Annotated in this window: 16 protein-coding genes, 4 tRNA genes and 1 pseudogene; 8 read left to right on the forward strand and 13 right to left on the reverse strand. The window is 41.4% G+C overall.

The window, feature by feature from the left end:
- Positions 1-140 precede the first annotated feature (140 nt).
- The gene (locus tag ACR5KR_RS21210) at positions 141-701 is read left to right on the forward strand and encodes a hypothetical protein (protein ID WP_445630629.1); all 561 of its coding nucleotides are present in this window, start codon (positions 141-143) and stop codon (positions 699-701) included.
- Positions 702-735: 34 nt separating this feature from the next.
- Here the strand turns inward: ACR5KR_RS21210 and ACR5KR_RS21215 are convergent, their stop codons facing one another.
- From ACR5KR_RS21215 to ACR5KR_RS21235, 5 genes are all read right to left on the reverse strand, one after another.
- Positions 736-3,054 (reverse strand): VIT domain-containing protein, encoded by a 2,319-nt coding sequence (locus ACR5KR_RS21215; RefSeq protein WP_448267899.1) that lies wholly within the window; start codon positions 3,052-3,054, stop codon positions 736-738.
- A 145-nt stretch (positions 3,055-3,199) separates the two neighbouring features.
- Positions 3,200-4,264 (reverse strand): tetratricopeptide repeat protein, encoded by a 1,065-nt coding sequence (locus ACR5KR_RS21220; protein WP_448267900.1) that lies wholly within the window; start codon positions 4,262-4,264, stop codon positions 3,200-3,202.
- A gap of 68 nt (positions 4,265-4,332) precedes the next feature.
- Complete coding sequence (locus tag ACR5KR_RS21225; RefSeq protein ID WP_448267901.1) at positions 4,333-5,172, reverse strand: RsmE family RNA methyltransferase; 840 nt, start codon at positions 5,170-5,172, stop codon at positions 4,333-4,335.
- 88 nt (positions 5,173-5,260) lie between these two features.
- Positions 5,261-7,177 (reverse strand): sulfite reductase, ferredoxin dependent, encoded by a 1,917-nt coding sequence (sir, locus tag ACR5KR_RS21230; protein ID WP_448267902.1) that lies wholly within the window; start codon positions 7,175-7,177, stop codon positions 5,261-5,263.
- A gap of 239 nt (positions 7,178-7,416) precedes the next feature.
- Entirely contained in the window at positions 7,417-7,956 is a 540-nt protein-coding gene (locus ACR5KR_RS21235; RefSeq protein ID WP_445630624.1) for a hypothetical protein, read from the reverse strand.
- Between the two features lie 391 nt (positions 7,957-8,347).
- Here ACR5KR_RS21235 and ACR5KR_RS21240 point away from each other — a divergent pair, with 391 nt between their 5' ends.
- Positions 8,348-9,289 (forward strand): ADP-ribosylglycohydrolase family protein, encoded by a 942-nt coding sequence (locus ACR5KR_RS21240; RefSeq protein ID WP_448267903.1) that lies wholly within the window; start codon positions 8,348-8,350, stop codon positions 9,287-9,289.
- Positions 9,290-9,376: 87 nt separating this feature from the next.
- Positions 9,377-10,318 (forward strand): annotated as a pseudogene (locus ACR5KR_RS21245) (ADP-ribosylglycohydrolase family protein).
- An 80-nt stretch (positions 10,319-10,398) separates the two neighbouring features.
- Here the strand turns inward: ACR5KR_RS21245 and ACR5KR_RS21250 are convergent.
- The 3 genes from ACR5KR_RS21250 to ACR5KR_RS21260 form a co-directional block, all read right to left on the reverse strand.
- Positions 10,399-11,406: a transposase gene (locus tag ACR5KR_RS21250; protein ID WP_445630622.1), complete on the reverse strand. Its 1,008-nt coding sequence runs from the start codon at positions 11,404-11,406 to the stop codon at positions 10,399-10,401.
- A 21-nt stretch (positions 11,407-11,427) separates the two neighbouring features.
- Positions 11,428-12,279 carry a hypothetical protein gene (locus tag ACR5KR_RS21255; RefSeq protein ID WP_322669653.1) on the reverse strand — a complete coding sequence of 284 codons (852 nt, stop codon included), beginning with the start codon at positions 12,277-12,279 and terminating at the stop codon, positions 11,428-11,430.
- 140 nt (positions 12,280-12,419) lie between these two features.
- Positions 12,420-13,079: an Npun_F0813 family protein gene (locus ACR5KR_RS21260; RefSeq protein WP_322669652.1), complete on the reverse strand. Its 660-nt coding sequence runs from the start codon at positions 13,077-13,079 to the stop codon at positions 12,420-12,422.
- Positions 13,080-13,437: 358 nt separating this feature from the next.
- Here ACR5KR_RS21260 and ACR5KR_RS21265 point away from each other — a divergent pair.
- The 3 genes from ACR5KR_RS21265 (at position 13,438) to ACR5KR_RS21275 (ending at position 14,872) form a co-directional block, all read left to right on the forward strand.
- Positions 13,438-13,510 (forward strand) — tRNA-Arg (locus tag ACR5KR_RS21265).
- A gap of 72 nt (positions 13,511-13,582) precedes the next feature.
- Entirely contained in the window at positions 13,583-14,260 is a 678-nt protein-coding gene (locus tag ACR5KR_RS21270) for a group I intron-associated PD-(D/E)XK endonuclease (RefSeq protein ID WP_445630621.1), read from the forward strand.
- A 33-nt stretch (positions 14,261-14,293) separates the two neighbouring features.
- Positions 14,294-14,872: a hypothetical protein gene (locus ACR5KR_RS21275; RefSeq protein WP_448267904.1), complete on the forward strand. Its 579-nt coding sequence runs from the start codon at positions 14,294-14,296 to the stop codon at positions 14,870-14,872.
- Positions 14,873-15,110: 238 nt separating this feature from the next.
- On the opposite strand, the gene ACR5KR_RS21280 is transcribed toward ACR5KR_RS21275, so the two are convergent.
- From ACR5KR_RS21280 to nadA, 3 genes are all read right to left on the reverse strand, one after another.
- A tRNA-Thr gene (locus tag ACR5KR_RS21280) sits at positions 15,111-15,182 on the reverse strand.
- Positions 15,183-15,269: 87 nt separating this feature from the next.
- Positions 15,270-15,355, reverse strand: a tRNA-Tyr gene (locus tag ACR5KR_RS21285).
- Positions 15,356-15,479: 124 nt separating this feature from the next.
- Positions 15,480-16,454, reverse strand: coding sequence for a quinolinate synthase NadA (gene nadA, locus ACR5KR_RS21290; protein WP_448267905.1), 975 nt, complete (start codon positions 16,452-16,454; stop codon positions 15,480-15,482).
- Positions 16,455-16,603: 149 nt separating this feature from the next.
- Here nadA and ACR5KR_RS21295 point away from each other — a divergent pair, with 149 nt between their 5' ends.
- Both ACR5KR_RS21295 and ACR5KR_RS21300 read left to right on the forward strand, forming a co-directional pair.
- Positions 16,604-17,524, forward strand: a complete 921-nt coding sequence (locus ACR5KR_RS21295; RefSeq protein WP_448267906.1) for a TIGR04168 family protein — start codon at positions 16,604-16,606, stop codon at positions 17,522-17,524.
- 131 nt (positions 17,525-17,655) lie between these two features.
- Positions 17,656-17,740, forward strand: a tRNA-Ser gene (locus ACR5KR_RS21300).
- Between the two features lie 51 nt (positions 17,741-17,791).
- On the opposite strand, the gene ACR5KR_RS21305 is transcribed toward ACR5KR_RS21300, so the two are convergent.
- Together ACR5KR_RS21305 and ACR5KR_RS21310 are read right to left on the reverse strand one after the other, a co-directional pair.
- Positions 17,792-18,145 (reverse strand): four helix bundle protein, encoded by a 354-nt coding sequence (locus ACR5KR_RS21305; protein WP_448267907.1) that lies wholly within the window; start codon positions 18,143-18,145, stop codon positions 17,792-17,794.
- 68 nt (positions 18,146-18,213) lie between these two features.
- Positions 18,214-20,280, reverse strand: coding sequence for an NACHT domain-containing protein (locus tag ACR5KR_RS21310; protein ID WP_448267908.1), 2,067 nt, complete (start codon positions 20,278-20,280; stop codon positions 18,214-18,216).
- Positions 20,281-20,436: the final 156 nt, after the last annotated feature.

Consider the following 20,436-nt stretch of genomic DNA (forward strand, 5'->3'; position numbering starts at 1 on the left):
CAATGTTAATTAAGTACAAACCTATAAGGGTTGTCACCAGAACGGGGTGATGCCAAATAGATAATGTAACATTTTGTCGTAATTTTTAACAATTACGGTCGAGTTCAAAATATAAAAGGTAAAAGGCAGGAGTAATTGTAATGGATTTTATCAAAAAGTTAATTTCGGGTATTCAGGGTTTTTTTGGTGGGATTCTGGGTTTTGTTACTGGATTGTTACCAGGGAAAAAAAGCAACGGCTATTTCTTAGAATTGGACGAAGCCAAAGATGCTGCCAAAGATGCTGCTAAAGAGGTAGCATCGAACGCGAAGAAAGTAGCAGATACAGTTACATCGACAGTTGCATCGAATGCTAAGAAAGTAGCAGAGACAATTTCATCAGAAGCACCAACTCCATCTAAACCAGATTCATTGAATGGAACAAAAACTGCTGCGACTAAGGCTAAGACTAAGGAAAAATCAGCTAAAAATCCCAAACCAGCTGATGTTACGCTAGTTCAGACTGCTGAGGGTCTGAAAGTTGAACCGGGCAAAAAGGAAAAAGCTGCAGCAGCCAAAGTTCTGAAAGAGGAGCCAAAAGAAACAACCTTTGCACCAAAATATCTGGCTCCTTCGGCTACTAGCTCTAATGGCCGTCGTCGTCCAGGAGCGAATATGACTGCTTATCTAGACATGGCACGTCAAATTAAAACACCTAAATAATTCATAGAGGCCGTAAATTTACGGTCTCTATAGATTAAGTGTGAAGATGCAAGGTTAAGATAACTTTGCCAGTTGTAATTGAGGGAACTCTCCAAAGTAAGAGCGATCGCTTAATTTTCTCCACTACAACTGGATCTTTTAGGGTGGAGGTTTCTTCATCCAAAACTACCCGTTTTACCCGACCTTTCTTGACGGTGAATTCAAAGACGATTTCACCACTGAAGCTTGAAGGAAGGTTTAGTTGCTGAAGGTGTCGAGTTAGATTAGCAATTTCTGTATTATCCAAGCCAGTGATGCTGATGACCTCTAACTGATGGTTGATGGCTGCGTCTAAAATTTCATCTTGTGCCATCTCCTCGAAATCAAAGCTCAAAGATATCTCGACTTCTTTGGCTGCTGGGGATTGTGGCGATCGCTTTTGCCGAAGAAAATCTGGAGCTTCTGTTGGAGCTGGTGCTGATAAGGTTAAGAATTCCATTTGAGGCGCAAAACCACCTGCCGGGGCATTGCCAAACACTCCTTCGTAACTAACTGCTTCCGGCATTTCCACTGGCACCTGCATAGACACGTATTCGCTTTTTGGTTCAACCCGCAGGTCATCGCTGACAGCCACAAAAGCGGTGTATTGAGAAAGCAGTTGATAAGTTAAGGCTGTTTCTGTAACTGCTTCTACACCAGCTTTGGTTTCAAAACTCACCATTTGATTCATCAAGTCTTTAATACAAGCGCGTCCCCACAACTGCGCTACAGCAAGATTTCCTGTTTCCTCAAATTTGAGGTTAAACGTTTTTCCATAGTGCTTACCGCCCGCAGCAATACCGGAAATTTGCAGATTTCCGCTAGTTCTATCATGTTTGCGACCAAACAAAACTAATGGTTGTTCGCAAAATAAATCAGGCGCTACCTTTGGGTAAATGACAGGCGACTCTGTGTCACCATGCCAAGAAATTTGAATATTTGTGAGTACGGGGTTGTTGATTTGCCTGTAAAACTTTTCGGCTACTTCTTCTGTGGGTTCATCGTGACGAATAATCCGAGATATTCCTCGGCCAATTTCAGCAATGCGATTTAGTAAAAAACGGTTAACTGAACTACCAGCACCGAAACTATAAAGGCGATTTGCTGGTTGGAGATGCTGTTGTACTTCTGCTAAAATCTCATTTTCGTTGCCGATATAGCCATCAGTTAAGAGTACAACGCTGCGTAATCTTCCGATTGGTGTAGGGAAATTTATGGCTTTACGAATGCCATTGAGCATTTCTGTGCTGCCATCAGCTTGTAAATTGTTAATGTAAGCGATCGCTTTGGCACGATTTTCTAATGTATTCGGCAGAGGTGTTGGCGATAACTGTCTGACTCTATCGGAAAAATCGATAATTGTGAAAGTATCGTTGGGATTCAAACCATTGATAAATCGCCGCATTAACTCCTGACACTTTTGCAACGGATCGCCAGATTGGGAACCGGAAGTATCCACCAAAAATACGACATCTTTGGGGACAATCTCATCAGTAGAATATTCCAAAGCTGGAATCAGATATATGGCAAAATGTCCGCCGCGATCGTCGGCTTGGGTTAATACTGTAGATTGAGTTTCTTTATCAGAAACTTGGTAGCGGAGAATTAAATCTTTGTTGGGAATTGTATCTTCTCCAGCTAATTGAATCCGCACAATTTGACCTGAATGTTCAAGTTTTAATTGATGCGAAGGAGAACGCACTTCGGAAATTGGCAAACCCGCATCAATTTCGACAATGACATTAATATTGTGACGCGAGCGCGTTCCTTCTAAGACTACAGGCGGTGTAATGCGGGAAGCATCAGGAACCCTGTCTGTGTCCCCGCTACCATCTATTGGCGTTCCGGGAATATATCTTGGCCCTACTACCATCGGGAAAACAAATTCGTAGTTTCCCGCCTCAAATTTTAAACTTTCGGTGTAACGAATTGTGACATCAATTTGTTCGCCAGGTTTGATGTTAGCTAGAGATTGGGTAAAAATGTTGTCTCGTTCCTGTTCTAAAAGTCCGGCGGTGCGTCCTTCTTGTTTGGCCTTTTCATAGATTTGTTGTGCTTCTTCACGTTTTTTAATATTACCTTTGATAATGCGATCGCCTATCTTGATTTCCATGTCATCCACCGCCGCTTCATCAGGTAACGGAAAGATATAAACTGCTTCTAAAGGCTGCGTGAAGGGATTTTCAAAGCTTTGGATGACATCAACTCGTGACAAGTTACCCGCAATTTTTGCTAGAACTTCTGTATGTTTAAGTGGAAAAACTAGTTGCTCTCCTTGAGGCGATTGAACATACAAACCCCCTCGCTGTTGGTTTTTAGCGCTTACTATATTCATAGAACACTCCTATTTAATTTGTGAACTTACTTTTTCAAGTAGGTAATAAGTAACTTAATTACGAATTACGAACTTGTACTGAGCGTAGCCGAAGTATTACAAATTACGAATTACGAATTACGAATTACGAATTACGAATTACGAATTATTTAACAAACACCAGTCCACTATACAAATGAAAAGCTGAATCCCAATTAGTCTGTTCCCTACGAAACAGATCGATGTGAGACTTGATATGACTCAACATTTCTGTTTGATCTAATGTTGTATCTGCAAAAGGCGTGAAATCTGACCAGATTTTGACTTGAGGTAGTTGCTGGTCAATCCAACTTGATAAACTATTCCAATTAATTCTGATTGTATTTTGGCTAGCTTGAGGAATGATTTCTAAACCTTGCTGGAATTCATAGCCGTTATCATAAAGTCGGAGAATGGAACGCCTACCAGGGATGTGTAAATCACAAAACTGAGCATAGTCTTGTGTTTGGGTTTTCCATTCCAGTTTACGGCGGGCATCAACATCTACAACTTGTTCAAAAATGGGCAAAAGTCCCACTACTCTTGCTGTAACTTCTGACCAGTCAAAGGTGAGAGAACCGAGTTGATTGACTTCGTTTCGGCAAACAACAGTAGCTTGTGGGGTAGATGCTTGGAAATGTTTGACTTGATAAACTTGAATTTGCTGAATTTGCGCTATTGTTGCCCAAAAGCAAGGAATACCAGCCTGCTGTAGCTGTTTGCCATAAAATTTGAGTTCTCCTACTTGGCCAGTGCGGTACAATCTCCAGCCACGACTTGGGAGTATCAGCCGTGCAGTGTAGGGATCTAGCTGCATAATCTGAGCAAATTTTCGAGATGCTTCTGTTTTCATCTCGGTGCTGAGTGGCTCTAAGACCAGTACGCCAAGTTCGGTGTTATTTGGTTCAGATTTTGCTTGGGAAATAGCTCTTTGTCTTTCTTCTAGCTCCACTTCTTGTAGCCGTCGCAAACCTTGGCGTGCGAGCGTTACTATTTTGGCGTTCCTTGTATCTCGTAGCAATTGCCGATAAATTTGTTCTGCATCTTGGCGCTTTTGAGATACTTCATGGAGCCGACCGAGATAATATTGTACCCAAGGATTTTCGGGTGATTCTTTTTGCAGCTGTTTGAGTAATTTAGCTGCTGTTTTATAGTCTTTATGCTCAAAGGCGATCGCAACTTGCTCAATCATCACTTACTTTTAATACACGTTGGAGTGATGTCTCGCGCAAAAGGAATTTTGCGTGAGCTATAAATCATTTATACTTCACAAGCTGCGGTAATCAAGGATAATGCTACTACTGGGGCTGTAACTGCTCTCAGGATGCGGCGACCAAGGGAAACAGGTTGAAATCCAACTGCGATCGCATTTTCAATTTCTTGTGTTGTCCATCCTCCCTCTGGGCCAGTAGCAATAACAATTGTTTCTTGTCCTTTGTCACTTGTACTGAGCGTAGTCGTTGGCGCAGCCTCTCGTAGAGAAGTATTTGTCATTTGTCCTTTGTCACTTGTACTGAGCGTAGTCGAAGTATTTGTCATTTGTCCTTTGTGGTGTAAGCAATCTTTTAAATGGGGAAACTCACCACGCGCTTCACAGATATATTGCTGACTGTTTGCAAATGACAAATGATCAATGACTAATGACAAACCGATATTAAAAGCAACAGGCTCTAAAATTGTGGGCACGAATGAGCGCTCTGATTGTTCGGCGGCTTCGGCTGCGATGCGCCGCCAGCGTTCGAGCTTTTGAGGACTAGGATGAAGTAAAGTGCGATCGCTCAATATTGGTGCAATACAAGTTACTCCCAACTCTGTACAACACCGCACAACTTCATCAAATCCATTGCCTTTGGGCAACGCCACCATCAGCGTAATTGATACAGGTAATTCTGTTTCTACCAAAAGCGATTCTAAAACCTCTGCTTGTTCCCCTGCTAGCTGCGCCAACCACCATTTTCCTTTACCATCCATTGCAATAAAGCGATCGCCTTCACGCAAGCGCAACACACGCCCCAAATAATGCTGCTGTTCTTTGGTGAGTAAAATTTGCCCTTGTTGGAATTGAGAAGGTGCGATCGCAATTCTTTGCAGTTGAGACATGAGATTTGGGAATTTTAAGAATATCAAATCAAATATGGACACAGATAAGTCCATCTGTGTCCATTCATGGTTTAATTATTTATTCAGCTTACGAAAGATTCTGGAAGTAAGCCTCTAGCGCTTCAGTAACTAACTGAGTCATCGGCTTACCTTGACTTTCTGCTACTTCTTTCAGCTTGCCATAAACCTCTTCTTTCAAATTGACTCGATGGCGCGATTTGTTTGCACCATTAGCTGTTTGCGGTTCGTAGCTAGCAGCAAATTCGCGGATGGCATCAAAACCAACGCGATCGCAAAAATCACCAAATTTTTCCTTCGATTTCCGAGATTTCTTAAAGTAAACAAAAATCGGCTCTAAGAAGGTTTCCAAGTCATTATGGTGCAGCTTTTCTATGTAAGGTTGTGCCAGTCGAGTTTGATTTGGCGAACCCCCCAACCATAATTGGTAAGATTCTGGAGCGCTACCGACAAAGCCCAATTCTGCTAAGTAGGGACGAGCGCAACCATTGGGGCATCCTGTCATCCTTACCACAAAATGTTCTTTTTGTAAACCAACTTTATCCAAAAGGGCGCGAACTCTTTCCAAAATACCCGGTATTGCCCGTTCTGATTCTGTGATTGCCAAGCCGCAAGTGGGTAAAGCTGGACAAGCCATTGCATACCGCACTAAAGGTTCGATTTGACTGGGGTCGTCTACGACACCGTGACGGCTGAGAATGTCTTGAATAGCTTGCTTGCTATCTGGTTCGATATCGTAAAAAATCAGATTGTGGTTGGGTGTAAGACGGATGGGTAAGTTGAACTGCTCGACAATTTCTCGCAAAGCGGTTTTTAGTTGAAACGAACCTTCATCCTTGATTCGACCATTGTCAATGGAAATTCCTAAAAATAGCTTGCCATCACCTTGTTCATTCCAGCCGAGGAAGTCGTGAAATTTAAACTCTGGCAGTGGTTTGAAGGCTTCAATTGATTTACCGAAATATTCTTCAACTTGAGTGCGGAATTTATCTAGGCCCCAGTCGTTGATTAAATATTTTAATCTGGCATGACGACGGTCGGTGCGATCGCCATAATCTCTCTGGGTCGCAACAATCGCTTTTACTATGTCGTAAACATCATCCTTCGCCACATAACCGATGGGGTCTGCTAACCTAGCGAAAGTTTCTTCTTTACCGTGGGTTCTACCTAAACCACCACCAGCAAAAATATTAAATCCTTCTAATTGCTTCTTCTTATTGGTAATCACTACCAACGTCAGGTCTTGAGAATACAAATCAATCGAATTATCCCCTGGCACTGTCACGCAAATTTTAAACTTGCGGGGCATATAGTAAGTGCCATAAATCGGTTCTTCGTTGTCATGGATAATTGTGCCATTGCCATTGCGCTGTCGGGCTGCCTTTACCTCTGGAGCTTCTTCAGCACTAATTGCTTTTTCCCCATCTAACCAAATTTCGTAATAAGCGCCTGTCTGTGCTGTTAGCAAGTCAGCAATATTCTGGGCATACTCCCAAGCATACTGGTACTCTGGGCGATTCTTGAAGGGCGCTGGTGGTGCCATCACGTTGCGGTTGATGTCGCCGCAAGCTCCCAAAGTCGAACCCAGGTTGTTGACAATGGTGGCAATTGCTGATTTAAGATTCTTCTTTAAAATTCCGTGCAGTTGGAAACCTTGACGGGTAGTTGCTCGTAATGTGTGGTTGCCATACTCATCAGCTATTTTATCTAAAGCCAAATACAGCTGCGGCGGTACTAAACCACCCGGATTTTTTGTCCGCAGCATAAACTGGTAATCTTTTTCCTGTCCCTTGGTGCGGTTGTCGCGGTTATCCTGCTGATAAGAACCGTGATACTTCAAAAGCTGTACCGCATTTTCAGTAAAATGGGTAGTGTCTTGAAGAATCTCAGTTGCTACAGGTTCGCGCAAAAAATTACTATTTTCCTTGATCCCTTCTACTTTGGAAGGCTTACGGGTTGCGATGGGGGAAGGAGCAGATTTAACCATTAGACTTGTATAGTATTCTCAATAAAGCATTAGTAGACGCCGAATCAGCACCTTTCAGCTAGTTTATCCCCGGTAATCCGGCCGGAATAATGAGGAATATTTTAATTTTATCACGGCAAAAGCTGGCTTTGTCAGTGATGTAATACTTAACAAAACCAGCTTTTTGGAGTAGTGAGTGAAGAAGTGCTGAGTCCTAAGTACTAAGTAAAGTATAAACTGACTGAGGACTCAATAATCTTTTATTTGAAACGATAACCAATACCACCATTGATGCTAACAGCAGAAGCATCGCTATTTTGGTAAGCACCAAGTCCTACTTTGGCATTAGTATAGACGAGGAAGTTATTAGCAACTTCTGATTCAACACCAGCACCTACCACTACTGAATCTTTGTTACCTATAGGAGTTGGTGAGCCATCTTTCTCTACAAAAGAATAACCACCAGTTAAATAGGCATTAGTTCTATTAGCGATAGGCACATCCACAGAAACTTCTGGGATAATGGCACTTGTTTTATCACTCCAGAGGACATTACCGCGTGCAGAAAATGGCGTAGTTCCTAATTTCACGCGACCTGTAACATTACCACCAAATGTGGCATCATCGTTGATACCTTGTCCGCCACTGGTAACGCCAGCTGCAACACCAGCACCAACATAGCTAGCATCAGTACCCTTTTTAGTTTCAGCAGAAGCTTGACCAGCTGATAGAACAAAAGGAGCAACTATTAAGGAAGACAATGCAGAAATTGTCACGAAAGACTTGAGTAAGCGTTTCATAATTTTTACCAAATTTTGTATTTTTTACTTGTATATTCCAGGTCGAAAATAAAGTGATAATGTTCCAAATGATTCCCAACTTGTATGAAAAAATTGTTGTTGTTAATGTATAACGCTTAGAGAATAACTATCCTTTAAATTGATAAATAAGCTGTTATAATTACATCTCAATGTCTTTCCATTCTGGCTGTTTGTTCCCCCAACAGACGCTTTTAAAACTGTCACAATATTTGGAACTAAAATGAAGTCTGGGTATGGTAAATAAAATACCCGATTAATAATTTTTGCCGAGCTTTTCACAGATGATGAAGTAGGCTGTAACATCTGTTGCAACAAGCTATAGAGGGAATCTATAAAGTTAATTTTGAGCAATTTTCGTGGAGATTGAATAATGCTAACCGCTGCAAAAACGTTGTCTGGTTTGATGGGTTTATGTGTCGGTGATGCGTTGGGTGTACCAGTGGAGTTTACTAGCCGTGCTGAACGAGTAAAATCTCCAGTGACAACGATGTTGGGTTATGGCACATGGAATCAACCACCAGGAACTTGGTCAGATGACAGTTCCTTAAGCTTTTGCTTGGCAGAATGCCTTTGTAGAGGGTATTCTTTGGATGCAATAGCTAATTCCTTCTGGCGCTGGTATAAGGAGGCTTATTGGACTCCCCGTGGCGATGTCTTTGATATTGGTCAAACTACCCACACAGCAATTATGCGCCTGAAGCAGGGAGTTGTTCCCCATCAAGCGGGCGGTAAGGTTGAAAATAGTAATGGCAATGGTTCGTTGATGAGAATCTTGCCGATGGCTTATTGTCACAGAAGTTTGACTTTAGGGGAATTACTGGCGCGAGTGCATGATGTTTCCGCAATTACCCATGCTCATGCGCGATCGCAAATGGCCTGCGGCATTTATATTAGTATTGCAGTGGCGCTCTTAGAAGGGGCTGACCTGCAAACAGCTTATTTACAAGGACTACAAGATATCCAGACAATTTATTCTGTGCGGGAGTTTTTGTTAGAGAAGCCGCATTTTGGCAGAGTTTTCAGTGGTGAAATTGCCAAGCTACCAGTAGAAGAGATTAATTCTGGAGGCTATGTGATTGATACCTTAGAATCATCCTTATGGTGTTTGTTAAATAGCTCGTCTTATTCTGAAGCAGTACTGAAAGCTGTCAACTTAGGCGGAGATACCGATACTACTGCTGCTGTCACTGGTGGATTAGCGGGAATTTACTACGGTGTGGAAAATATTCCTCAAAAATGGATAAACCAAATTGTTCGTAGACAAGACATTATTTACTTGGCAGAGCGTTTTGCTAGGGCTGTGTACAGCTAGTTTGGAATTAGAAAGTATACCAATTATTTAATCAGCAACTTATCGCAAGTAAAATCAGTTGTAGAAAAGTTTCATGCTGGTTGAACAATGCTAACTTTTGCAAAAACGTTGTCTGGTTTGATGGGTTTATGTGTTGGTGATGCATTGGGTGTGCCAGTGGAGTTCACCAGCCGTGCTGAACGAGTAAAATCTCCAGTGACAACGATGTTGGGTTATGGAACTTGGGATGTTCCTGCTGGTACTTGGTCAGATGACAGTTCGCTGACGTTTTGCTTGGCAGAATGTCTTTGTGAGGGATTTTCACTCGATGCGATTGCTAATTCTTTCTGGCGCTGGTATCACGAAAGTTACTCGACTCCTCAAGGCGAAGTATTTGATATTGGTAACACCACATTTTTAGCAATTGTCAATTGGAAACAAGGAACTCCGCCCGTAAAAGCAGGTGGTACTAGTGAAAATAGTAATGGCAATGGTTCTCTGATGAGAATCTTGCCGATGGCTTATTGTTACAAAAGTTTAACTCTGGATGAATTGATTGCGCGGGTGCATCAAGTTTCTTCCATTACCCACGGTCATCTCCGTTCTCAAATGGCCTGCGGCATTTATATTAGTATTGCAGTGGCGCTTTTAGAAGGGGCTGACCTGCAAACAGCTTATTTACAAGGACTGCAAGATATCCAAACAATTTATTCTGTCCGAGAATTTTTATTAGAGAAGCCGCATTTTGGCAGAATTTTCAGTGGTGAGATTGCCAAGATACCAGTAGAAGAGATTAATTCTGGTGGCTATGTGATTGATACCTTAGAATCGTCCCTGTGGTGTCTATTAAATAGCTCGTCTTATTCTGAAGCAGTACTGAAAGCTGTCAACTTAGGCGGAGATACCGATACAACCGCCGCCGTCACCGGTGGGTTAGCGGGAATTTACTATGGAGTGGAAAATATTCCCAAATAATGGATAAACCAAATTGCTCGTAAACAAGACATTATTTACTTAGCAGAACGTTTTGCAAGGGCTGTATACAGTTGAAAGGAGTAAGAATTTTAAATTTTGGATTTTAGATTGAAATTTAATCCAAAATCTAAAATCCAAAATTGAATCGCCCAATGTTAAACCGTAGACAAAGAATAGACCTGACCATCAATCAACAGTCGCGTAATGCCCTTAGCTTGGAGATGAGTCCGAGCCTTATGGAGCATTTTACTATCAGGAACTTTAATCACGCGATCGCGTTTAGTAGAAAAACGCTTGGCGACGCGATGGTTATCAAACACCGGCAGAGTTCTTTGCTGGGTTTCCAGGCTGGGAATTTGTCCCAAATCACCAAAGTCCTTCAGAGGTCGCGTAATTAATTCTGAGGAACGGTCAATTACCAAATAGCAAGTTTTGGGCAAATTGGCTATCGACAGTGGTAAAACTTCAACTGATGCTTCACCTGGTCTTCTTCTTGTAACTAAAGGTCTTTGCTCATCCAGGTCATCATCATCAAAGTCTTCTTCCTCAAAGTCGTCATCCTCTAAATCATCATCATCTAAATCATCCAAGTCTTCGGATTCGTCGAGCAAATCTTCGCCCAGCATATGCGCGATAACAGCCGCTCCTGGATGTTCATTCTTTAGCGGTGGGATGGGGATGCTGACTATTTCCGGCGGCTTTGGCTCTGGAGTTTCTAATTTATCTGCTGTGACTCGGAGTTTCGGTTTTTCCGCAGCCGAGGGGCGTCGCCGCACCCGTCTGCTAGCAGCAATTGACTCCGCCGTTTCCTCTGAGTTAAGTTCCTGCTCTACACGAATTATCTTACGTGGTAGTGGCTCAACCTTTGGCACTTCCAAGGGTTGGCTTTCGCTGGCTGGAACTTCTATCTCCGGCTCTGGTTCTGGTTGACTCAGCAGTGGTAACTGCTCGTAGCTAACCTGTGCCCTTCCTTCAGGAGTTCTCGCAGCCCGCTTTAAGGAGACTAAGTATTCATACTCATCTTCTGGCAAAGTGCTTTTGAGCAGGCGACTAATTGTCGAATTACTCACACCATAGCGGTCTGCCAAAGTTGAGGTTGTTTCAGCAGTCTCTCGATATAACTTCAGAATTTCTTGCTTGTCAGAGTCTGTTAGTTTTCTCACGGTAGATACCAAAAATCCTTACTAAGCTCGTTTACGTCCGCTGGTACGCCGCGTTCGTCTTAGTGATGCGTCATATTCTAAGGCAGCGCCCATACCAAATAACACTCCACTAAACACCCAAAACACTTCTAATATTTCTCCACTTTGATAATTGGGGCCTTGGGCATATTTAAACCACATATCTGCAATGTAGAGCGAAAAGGCCGCCGCTGCAATCATTCGCCAAGACTGGGAAACTCTTCCCCCCCAAAAGGCTAGTAGCAGAGTGGTAGCAATAATTAACAAAACTACATCGCTAACTACGTAAAACCAATTCAAAATAGCGACTAGCAGTTCTGAGGGTGTTTCTTGTTGCATAGAAATCCACCATGCCAATAAACTACCGAACACTGCAATTGCTAATACAATTAGCCACTGCCATTTTTCCAGATTGATTCGCCTGGAAGCCACAGCTAAAATCATGCCTGCGCCAAGTAATAGATAAGTCAGTACAAAAAATATATCGCCCACAGACACATCCGGTTCATCTTTTAAAACTATTTCGGTATAGCCGAAAATTATCCCTCCAACGAAATAAGAAAGCATACCTAGCCCAATTAAGAGCCAAACATTCCGGCCACTGACGATTTGCGGACTCAGCCAGTTCCTCAAGCATAAGATACTGGCACCCAAATAAGCTAAAGCTTCAAAAATATTTGTGCCAATCACATACCACTCAGCTCGGCTTTCTATGCCATCGGCTCCAGGAACTTTGGCACTAAATAACAAAAAGTATAGCAGTGCCAGTACGGCCCAGCCAATATTAGCTAAGACAATGTTCTGAGTAGTGAAAATTGATTTAGAAAGGAACGAATTCTCGTAAGAGTTACTCATAGGACTTGACTATGTAGATGCACTCTGGCAGTATTTTGAGTTAAAGGACTGTATATCTAGCAGTGTGTCTATCAGGTAATACACAATCGGACACCAAAAGCAAGTGCCAGTGGCAGGATTTTTGTGAAAAAATTTCCATGCTACTGCCATAGTTTACCCAGTGGCGATTGATTTAGCCAAGTGATAAACAGCGATCGCTCGGCTTCTGGCATATCTTCTAGCTTATAAATTACTTGTTTGGTAAAATTAGCATTGCCAAAATAGGCCTTTCCTAATCGATGCAGTTCTTGTAACAGGATAACTACATGATTTTCTTGCCAATCAGGTATTTTGGCTGTTGGCAAAGGATTAGTAGATACCAGATATTTCACTGCTTCTAAGGAAGATGCTTGGGGAAATTGTTTTTGCTTGAACACCTCCGCAATATCTTTTTCAAATAATGCAGCTTGTCTAGCACCTAAAAACTCTTCAATGTCGATAGAAACACCCTGCAACAGCAAAATACCGGCTTGGATTAAAATCGCCGTTTTGCCATGATTACCTGTGTCACTATCTAGTTGCTCTAAACGGATTTTACCCCAAACACTAAAGCGTTCCGGTTCCTCCAGCAAAACACAGGCTTTACCTCGGTTATCCGTTAATTCTCTCCATAAGGCTCTAGCTTCTTCCTCTTGACTAGCTTTGAATACGCTAATCAAGCGAAAAGTCTGCCCTTGATAACTGAGGATCGGCACCTGCTGATCCTTTTTTGGGTGCTGAATGCTTGATATTTCAACATCCTGCCGTTTGAGAATAAACATGGCACTAGCAAATAACTCCTCACAGGGGCACTCTTAATATGGAATATATAATGGCATTTGGCAGTATCGCCAAGGCTGAAATTACCTAGCATACTGTAGGAATGAGCCTCGCGATCGCCAGATTCTTCCCGAAGGTAGCCGCCCAGAGGACGTTAGCGCTAACGGGCAAATAACCCCTTGACAACACAATATATCTAAACCAATACCCCATCTGTTTCGTTTTCGGTGTAGATTGCACTAACTAGCGACTAGCATCTTAGCCTTGCTAGTGGTAAATCTGCAATTTTCGATTGCTTCTTGGTACGCGAAGACGATATAATGGTTTAGATGACTCCTTTGGGAGCCATAATTTTGTTTTGGGCGCGTAGCTCAGTGGATAGAGCCACGGATTTCTAATCCGTTGGTCGCAGGTTCGAACCCTGCCGCGCTCGTTTTAACTTAATACGAACCCTAAAAAAGCCTTTTCATGGTAATTTACCAAATAGGCTTGAGAGTTCATATAAATGCACCACACAAAAGATAAGGGCGATCTAGCAGCTGCTAAAGTAATAGCAGATTTAGTCGAGAAAGAATATTCGGTTTTTGTACCAGTAGTAACTGAACATGCACCCTTTGATTTGATTGCCTACAAAGATGGCAAATGTTACAGAATTCAAGCTAAGTACAGTTGTGATGGCACATTGAAAAATAAAAGCAATTGGGCAGACAAGAATGGTTGTCATGAGAAAAAATATAAATCTAATGACTTTGATTTCTATGGTCTTTATTTGCCAGATATAAACAAAGTAGTATATCCATCAATCACGTTTGGCGGTTGCGGTATCAGAACAACGCCACCTAAATCACCCAATCCTTTTTATTGGTGGGAAGATTTTACAGACTTAACTGAAGTAGCATCTAAGCGAACCTACAAGGAGTTTGGCGTTGATTTAACAACTAGAAAGGTTAACCCAGATTCTAGAATTCACACTAGAAAAGTTGAAAGGCCATCTAAAGAAGAACTAGAAAAACTAGTTTGGGAAAAGCCAACAGCACAAATTGGCAGAGATTTTGGGGTGTCTGATAAGGCTGTAGAAAAGTGGTGTAAGGCTTATGGGATAGAAAAGCCACCTAGAGGGTATTGGGTGAAGAAAGCTTATGGAAAAGTAGAAGGACAGTTAACAATCCATGAGGAAAATTGAAACTTATTGAGTTTACTCAAAAAAACTAAATCAATGAAAACTTTTTTATATACATCAGATATTCCATCTAATCGGAGTGAGGTTTTAGACTCTCTTAAGGGACTTGCGATACTGAATTTGACTAGATATAGTTGGCAGCCACCTGATAGGGCGGTTCTGGAATACGGCATTGAAGCAAAAGAAGTTTTTTCACTGACAGCCGGCTGTCTTATTATGAGCTTTGACTCAGGGCTAGTTATTGGATATGGAAGTCAACCATCAAAAAACTCAGTTACTATCTGGGTTGAGAAAAACGAGGCTGCTGAAATAAGTGAAGAACTAGCTGAAGAAGATAATGAGCTTTATCCAGTAGATGCGACAGATGCAGTATACAGTAATAACTTTTGGGCTAGGTTTGTAGGGCAGCGTATATCAAATATAACTATTTTAAAAAGAAGCTATAGCAGCGCACTATACGCAGATATTGCAAATGAAATTGGATTACTGTTTGAAGTAGAAGATGGGAGTAAATTTATCGCTTCTCACGGATTACATGACGATTCGGATGACTTTTCGGTAATTCAGGAATCACAGATTGATAATGAAATTCGTAATCAGATCCAAGGACTTTAGAGGAGAGAGTGAAAAAAGGGCATTGCTGAATCGTAGGATAAATGTTTCTGTGGCTTATACTGAGCCTACAAAATCATAGCCAAAAAAACAAGCTGGATACCCCAAATTCTAACCTGATAGTCAAAATCATAGTCAAAATAGTTACAAATACAAGTAAGATAATTAGCTTTTCAGCATTTTAATTCCTTCAAAAGCCTGAAACCCTTGCTTTTACGTTGATTGTTTTATCAATTTAAAAAGCCCGTGACGAGGATTGAACTCGTGACCTCACCCTTACCAAGGGTGTGCTCTACCACTGAGCCACACGGGCAAAATATAATTTGGGTTTTTTAGTTTTAAGTTACAATGCTGGGAGCTTTGCTCTTAACCCAGTCATTATAACTTATAACTTCGTAAGTGGTGGGCCGGGCTGGATTTGAACCAGCGTAGGCGCTAGCCAACGGATTTACAGTCCGTCTCCATTAACCACTCGGACACCGACCCGATTTGTCTCACGATTTAAAATCTTAGCACTATGTTTTAGAAATTGCAAGTGACTGGAAAAAATAACTTGTGGGTAGAGATCGCAATAAAACTGCGTCTCTACCATCTAGATAAAAAATACTGGTTACACGCTCATCCCCAGCATTCGTTGCATTGGTCGCAGTGCAGCCAGCCGAATATCCTCTGACATGGTAATTTCGGGAGTACGATTTTTCATTGCCCAGTAGAGCTTTTCTAGGGTGTTTAACCGCATAAAGGGACATTCGTTACAAGCACAGTTATTCATCGGTGGTGCAGGAATAAAATGCTTGTCAGGAGCTAATTTTTGCATTTGGTGAATGATTCCCGGCTCTGTCGCAACGATAAATTCTTTGGTGGGGCTGTTTTGACAATACTTGAGTAAGGCGGCTGTGGAGCCAATAAAACTGGCGTGGCGCAATACACTACTTTCACATTCTGGGTGTGCGATCGCCTCTGCTTCTGGGTGAGCAATTTTTAACTGGACAATTTTCTTTTCTGAAAAGGTTTCATGGACAACACAGCTACCTTGCCATAGCACCAAATCTCGTCCTGTCTGTTCCATTACATACCGCCCTAAATTGCGATCTGGGGCAAAAATAATCGGCTGTTCTTTCGGTATCTGCTGGACAATTTTCACAGCATTGGAACTAGTACAAATAATATCGCTCATCGCCTTGATATCAGCAGAGCAGTTGATGTAAGACACAACCAGATGATTGGGATGCGCTGCTTTAAAAGCTGCGAATTCGTCTGCTGGACAACTGTCTGCTAAAGAACAACCAGCATTCAAATCTGGTAAAAGTACTAATTTATCGGGATTAAGTATCTTTGCTGTTTCTGCCATGAAGTGAACGCCAGCAAAGACAATTACATCCGCATTAGTTTTTTCTGCGGCTTTTGCTAGTTGTAATGAATCCCCAATAAAGTCTGCAATATCCTGAATATCTGGCTCTTGATAATAATGCGCCAGGATAACGGCGTTGAGTTCTTTTTTGAGACTCTGAATCGCGGCAAACAAATCTAGTGGTAATTCACCCAGTTGGGTGTTTTCTCGTTGAGCTAGTGCAGTGGTAAACACAGTTTAGGGGTGCTTTATGTTGCAAATGTATGTCCTGTGGATTCAATTATAGTAGTTTTTACCAAAAATAGTGGACGGTTGATCTTTTGGGGTTGTGTCCAAATTGGGCTGAGTTTCATATCCTGGAGATAGACGGCAAGGAAAGTGGCATGACCAGTCAAAAAACTCAATCGATAAACCTCAAAATTGCTGTAGTTGGAGATATTCACGACCAATGGGAAGTGGAAGATGGCGTTGCACTCAAGCATTTGGGTGTTGACTTAGTGCTGTTTGTTGGGGATTTTGGCAATGAGTCGGTGGAAGTGGTCAGAGCGATCGCATCTCTCGATATTCCCAAAGCAGCCGTAATGGGCAACCACGATGCCTGGTACACCGCCACCGAATGGGGACGCAAAAAGGCTCCTTATGACCGCTCTAAGGAAGACTGGGTACAGGAACAACTCGATTTATTAGGTTCGTCCCATGTCGGTTACGGTAAGCTGGATTTTCCCGCTTGGAATTTAACTGTAGTGGGGGGTCGTCCTTTTACTTGGGGTGGCCCAGAGTGGAAATTCGCGGAAATCTGTAAAGAACGTTACGGTGTGACGAGTTTGGAAGAATCCGCCGATCGCATCGTGAAAGCTGTTAAAAGCGCCGCTTACGAGACAATTATATTTTTGGGTCACAATGGGCCTAGTGGGTTAGGCGATCGCCCCGAAGACCCCTGCGGCAAAGACTGGCACCCAATTGGCGGCGATTTTGGCGATCCAGATTTGGGCGAGGCGATTTCTCAAGCCTTGACTGCTGGTAAAACCATTCCTCTGGTGACATTTGGTCACATGCACCGAGATTTACGCCATACCAAGAAGGTGCAGCGTAAACCCATCTTTAGAAGTCCAGAGGGGACAATTTACTTGAATGCGGCTAGTGTCCCCAGGATTGTGGAAGATGGTGGCGAGAAGTTGCGTAATTTTTCCATTGTCACCCTAGAGGCGGGTGTGGTTTCGCAAGTTTCCCTAGTTTGGGTGGGAAATGATTTTCAGGTGGCTAAAGGGGAAATTTTGTACGAGCGATCGCGTATTGTGTCGTAGACATTCGCATCCAGTAGTGCAATCTGCGTAGAGAATAGGGTATAGTATGATCTGTCAAGTTTAGTGCTAACCAACAAAAGCGCCTGAATAGCGTCTGAAACTAGGATAAGCACAAGTTTGACAGATTTACTGGAGAGGTGGCAGAGTGGTCGATTGCGTCCGACTTGAAATCGGATGAGGCTAAAACCTCCGGGAGTTCGAATCTCCCCCTCTCCGTTTAGGAATTAAAAATTGAAAATTAAAAATTAAAAATTGAGGAGGATGAGGTTAGGTGTGGCTTTTGGTGGAGATAATGATGGCACCAAGAATTTTTGTTAGTTCTTCGGCTTCGGTTTGGAGTTGACTAATTTTTGCTTGAGGTACTATTTCGGAAGCAATGAGCAATCTTAACCAATACCGAGTTTCACGGGATTCTTTTAGTGCAATCATGAGCTTGCTGATAAAATCTGCTTTGCTTTGAGCAGCTTGTGCTTCTTCTACATTAGCTCCAATCGATGTTCCTGACCTTAACAACTGTTGAGCAAGTGTTCGCCCTACTCCTGGTTTGTCATCTAAAAACTGGCACAATTTGACTATGCGAACTGAAAAAGTAAAAGTGCGATCGCAAATATCTTTTTTCACAGGTAGATTTAACTATATTTTGGCTGATTTATCTGCTTGTAGCTGTATTATCAACTTCTAATAAATGTTTAATTTTTATTTGGTAACAGCAAAGTATTTTCAATTTCTTCCCTAACTTTCCGGCTTACATAACAATCGCTATTGAGACAATCTATTAGTAAGTTATTTCCATTGTAATACTGGCATAGTAATTCAATATGCTTATCAGTAAACTGCCAGTCATGTCTAATATTACGATGTTTAATTAACAATTTTCTTAACTTTACAGTCCAATTATGACCATAATTTTGCCACCATTCTAAGCAATGTATTGTCCGAGAATTTAATGTAGGTAATTCCTCTTTAAGTTTGCTTATTTCGTCATGTAGTTTGTGATCGCGAATAAAGTTAAAACATTCATCAAGCTGATAGTCACGAAAATAACTATAACTTTCTTTAAAAGACTTACTATTTATATTAGGTAAATTATGTAATAAAGAAGAAAGTCTATGAGCTTTATTCAAAATAGAACTAAGAGCGCTATCAAGAGGAAAACATATTTCATAACTAGAGAGTTTGCTAAAGTCATATTCAGCATATTCGATAAATTCAAAATTACGGTCAATTCTACTATCAATATTCAAAAAATCATCGGATAGTGTTATACAGTCAAATTCATTCCGCAGATAAAAAGCTCTGATGGCTGATGGTTTATAGGGAGCTGTAATAGAAAGAGATTTTTGATTTAGCCACATTAAAAAATGCTGTAACTTTTCATCTATAACTAATAATCTATCAGTTTTTTGCTTTATTAACTGCAATAGATTATCAGCGTTTCGCATCATACTAGCAGTTAGCAAAAATACTTCTCGCCAACGTTTCTCTGTGATATGAACAACCAAAGTTTCATAAGCAGAGTTAGTAACTATTTCTCTGGCAGCAAAATATTCGTGAAACGTTAAATGAGAAAAGGAATAGATACCTTTTGCTCGTTCTACTATTAGCCCATGCTGTGCTTCAATAGACTTTAAAACGCCTTCACTATCGAGTTTCAATACTTCTGGATCTGTGTCAGCATCACGTAAGTTACGGATGAAATCAGCAATGTATGATTCAGTCGTTTTTTGCTTAAAAAAATAGTCTTTCTGCTCAAAAGTAGTTAAGGCAATTTGACTTAATAAATCTTCCTTGCGCTGTAAAGACAGGTTTTTATAGACTTGTTCCCGTTCAATATAGCGTTTGGCATCCCATTTTTTCAGCAATATATCTAATCCTTCTTGATAAAGTTCAGAACGATTTGCTGGTAAATCTCCACTATCTCCAAACACCAAACACAGTAATGTCAGAAGTAAAGGACTACTTGCTAGTTCTTGGATTGGTTCATTCTCCTTTAGTTTTTGAATGAATCTTTGACTTTTAACAGTATCAGTTAACTGGAACCAATTTTGAGCAAAAATGGCTATTTGTTTTTCGTCAAAATCTGCCATCTCTACTTCTGTGAAATTTTGATAGGTGTATTCTTTGGCAGCAATCCGACAGGTAATTACAAACTGATTGGTATGAAACAAGTCAGAAAATTCCCGAATTTGTCGTAAAACACGCTTGGTGTCTTCCTCTCGTACTTCATCTAACCCATCCAGCAATACCAATGCATTACCCTGTTTCAACAGTTTCTCTACTGCCACACTGGTATGAGTTACCCCACAGTTTGATAATAGTTGAACAATAAATTTCAAAATATCTGGTTTTTTAGATGCCTCTGCAAAATCTTTTAAAGTGATAAACAAGGGAACTCTGTTTGCTTGAAATCTCCCTTCAATACACTGCATTGCTAGATATTTTAAAAAAGTGGTTTTTCCTGCTCCTGGTTTACCTAAAACCATCAACTTACTATAGCGCTGTACAACCTCTAATCCTGAGACTCGTTTCTGTTTTACTCGGCTAAGTCCAAGTCGCTCAAAGTTATCATGATCAGAGCTTTGCATTAGTTCCGCAACTTTTAGTCGTCTTCGTCCTGTTATTTCCTCCAAAATATTGACATTTGTGTAAATACCTTGTTTTCCTGTCAACTCAATTGGCTTAGGCATATCTAATACCTTCATGGTTCCGCACTTTTCTTTGATGTAGGGTTTGATTTGTTTACGGATTTCTTGCACTAAAGTATCAATAGAATCATCTATATCATCTGTAGTTAAATGACCAGAGGGTTTTTGCTGTGAGTATCTTTTGCTCAGATACTCCCGTAAGCGACTTTCTTTAACAGGGCCATTACCAGCGATACAAAATTTTTTGTAAATACCTGTGAGGCAAGT

This window comes from Nostoc sp. DSM 114159 (genome assembly GCF_053470285.1).

Bases quoted from the DNA above. Each gene is read 5' to 3' on its own strand.
- ACR5KR_RS21295 (WP_448267906.1), top strand. From the start codon at position 16,604: ATGACCAGTCAAAAAACTCAATCGATAAACCTCAAAATTGCTGTAGTT.
- ACR5KR_RS21215 (WP_448267899.1), bottom strand. From the start codon at position 3,054: ATGAATATAGTAAGCGCTAAAAACCAACAGCGAGGGGGTTTGTATGTT.
- ACR5KR_RS21235 (WP_445630624.1), bottom strand. From the start codon at position 7,956: ATGAAACGCTTACTCAAGTCTTTCGTGACAATTTCTGCATTGTCTTCC.
- ACR5KR_RS21240 (WP_448267903.1), top strand. From the start codon at position 8,348: ATGCTAACCGCTGCAAAAACGTTGTCTGGTTTGATGGGTTTATGTGTC.
- ACR5KR_RS21220 (WP_448267900.1), bottom strand. From the start codon at position 4,264: ATGATTGAGCAAGTTGCGATCGCCTTTGAGCATAAAGACTATAAAACA.
- ACR5KR_RS21260 (WP_322669652.1), bottom strand. From the start codon at position 13,079: ATGTTTATTCTCAAACGGCAGGATGTTGAAATATCAAGCATTCAGCAC.
- ACR5KR_RS21225 (WP_448267901.1), bottom strand. From the start codon at position 5,172: ATGTCTCAACTGCAAAGAATTGCGATCGCACCTTCTCAATTCCAACAA.
- ACR5KR_RS21275 (WP_448267904.1), top strand. From the start codon at position 14,294: ATGAAAACTTTTTTATATACATCAGATATTCCATCTAATCGGAGTGAG.
- ACR5KR_RS21270 (WP_445630621.1), top strand. From the start codon at position 13,583: ATGCACCACACAAAAGATAAGGGCGATCTAGCAGCTGCTAAAGTAATA.
- ACR5KR_RS21255 (WP_322669653.1), bottom strand. From the start codon at position 12,279: ATGAGTAACTCTTACGAGAATTCGTTCCTTTCTAAATCAATTTTCACT.
- ACR5KR_RS21210 (WP_445630629.1), top strand. From the start codon at position 141: ATGGATTTTATCAAAAAGTTAATTTCGGGTATTCAGGGTTTTTTTGGT.
- sir (WP_448267902.1), bottom strand. From the start codon at position 7,177: ATGGTTAAATCTGCTCCTTCCCCCATCGCAACCCGTAAGCCTTCCAAA.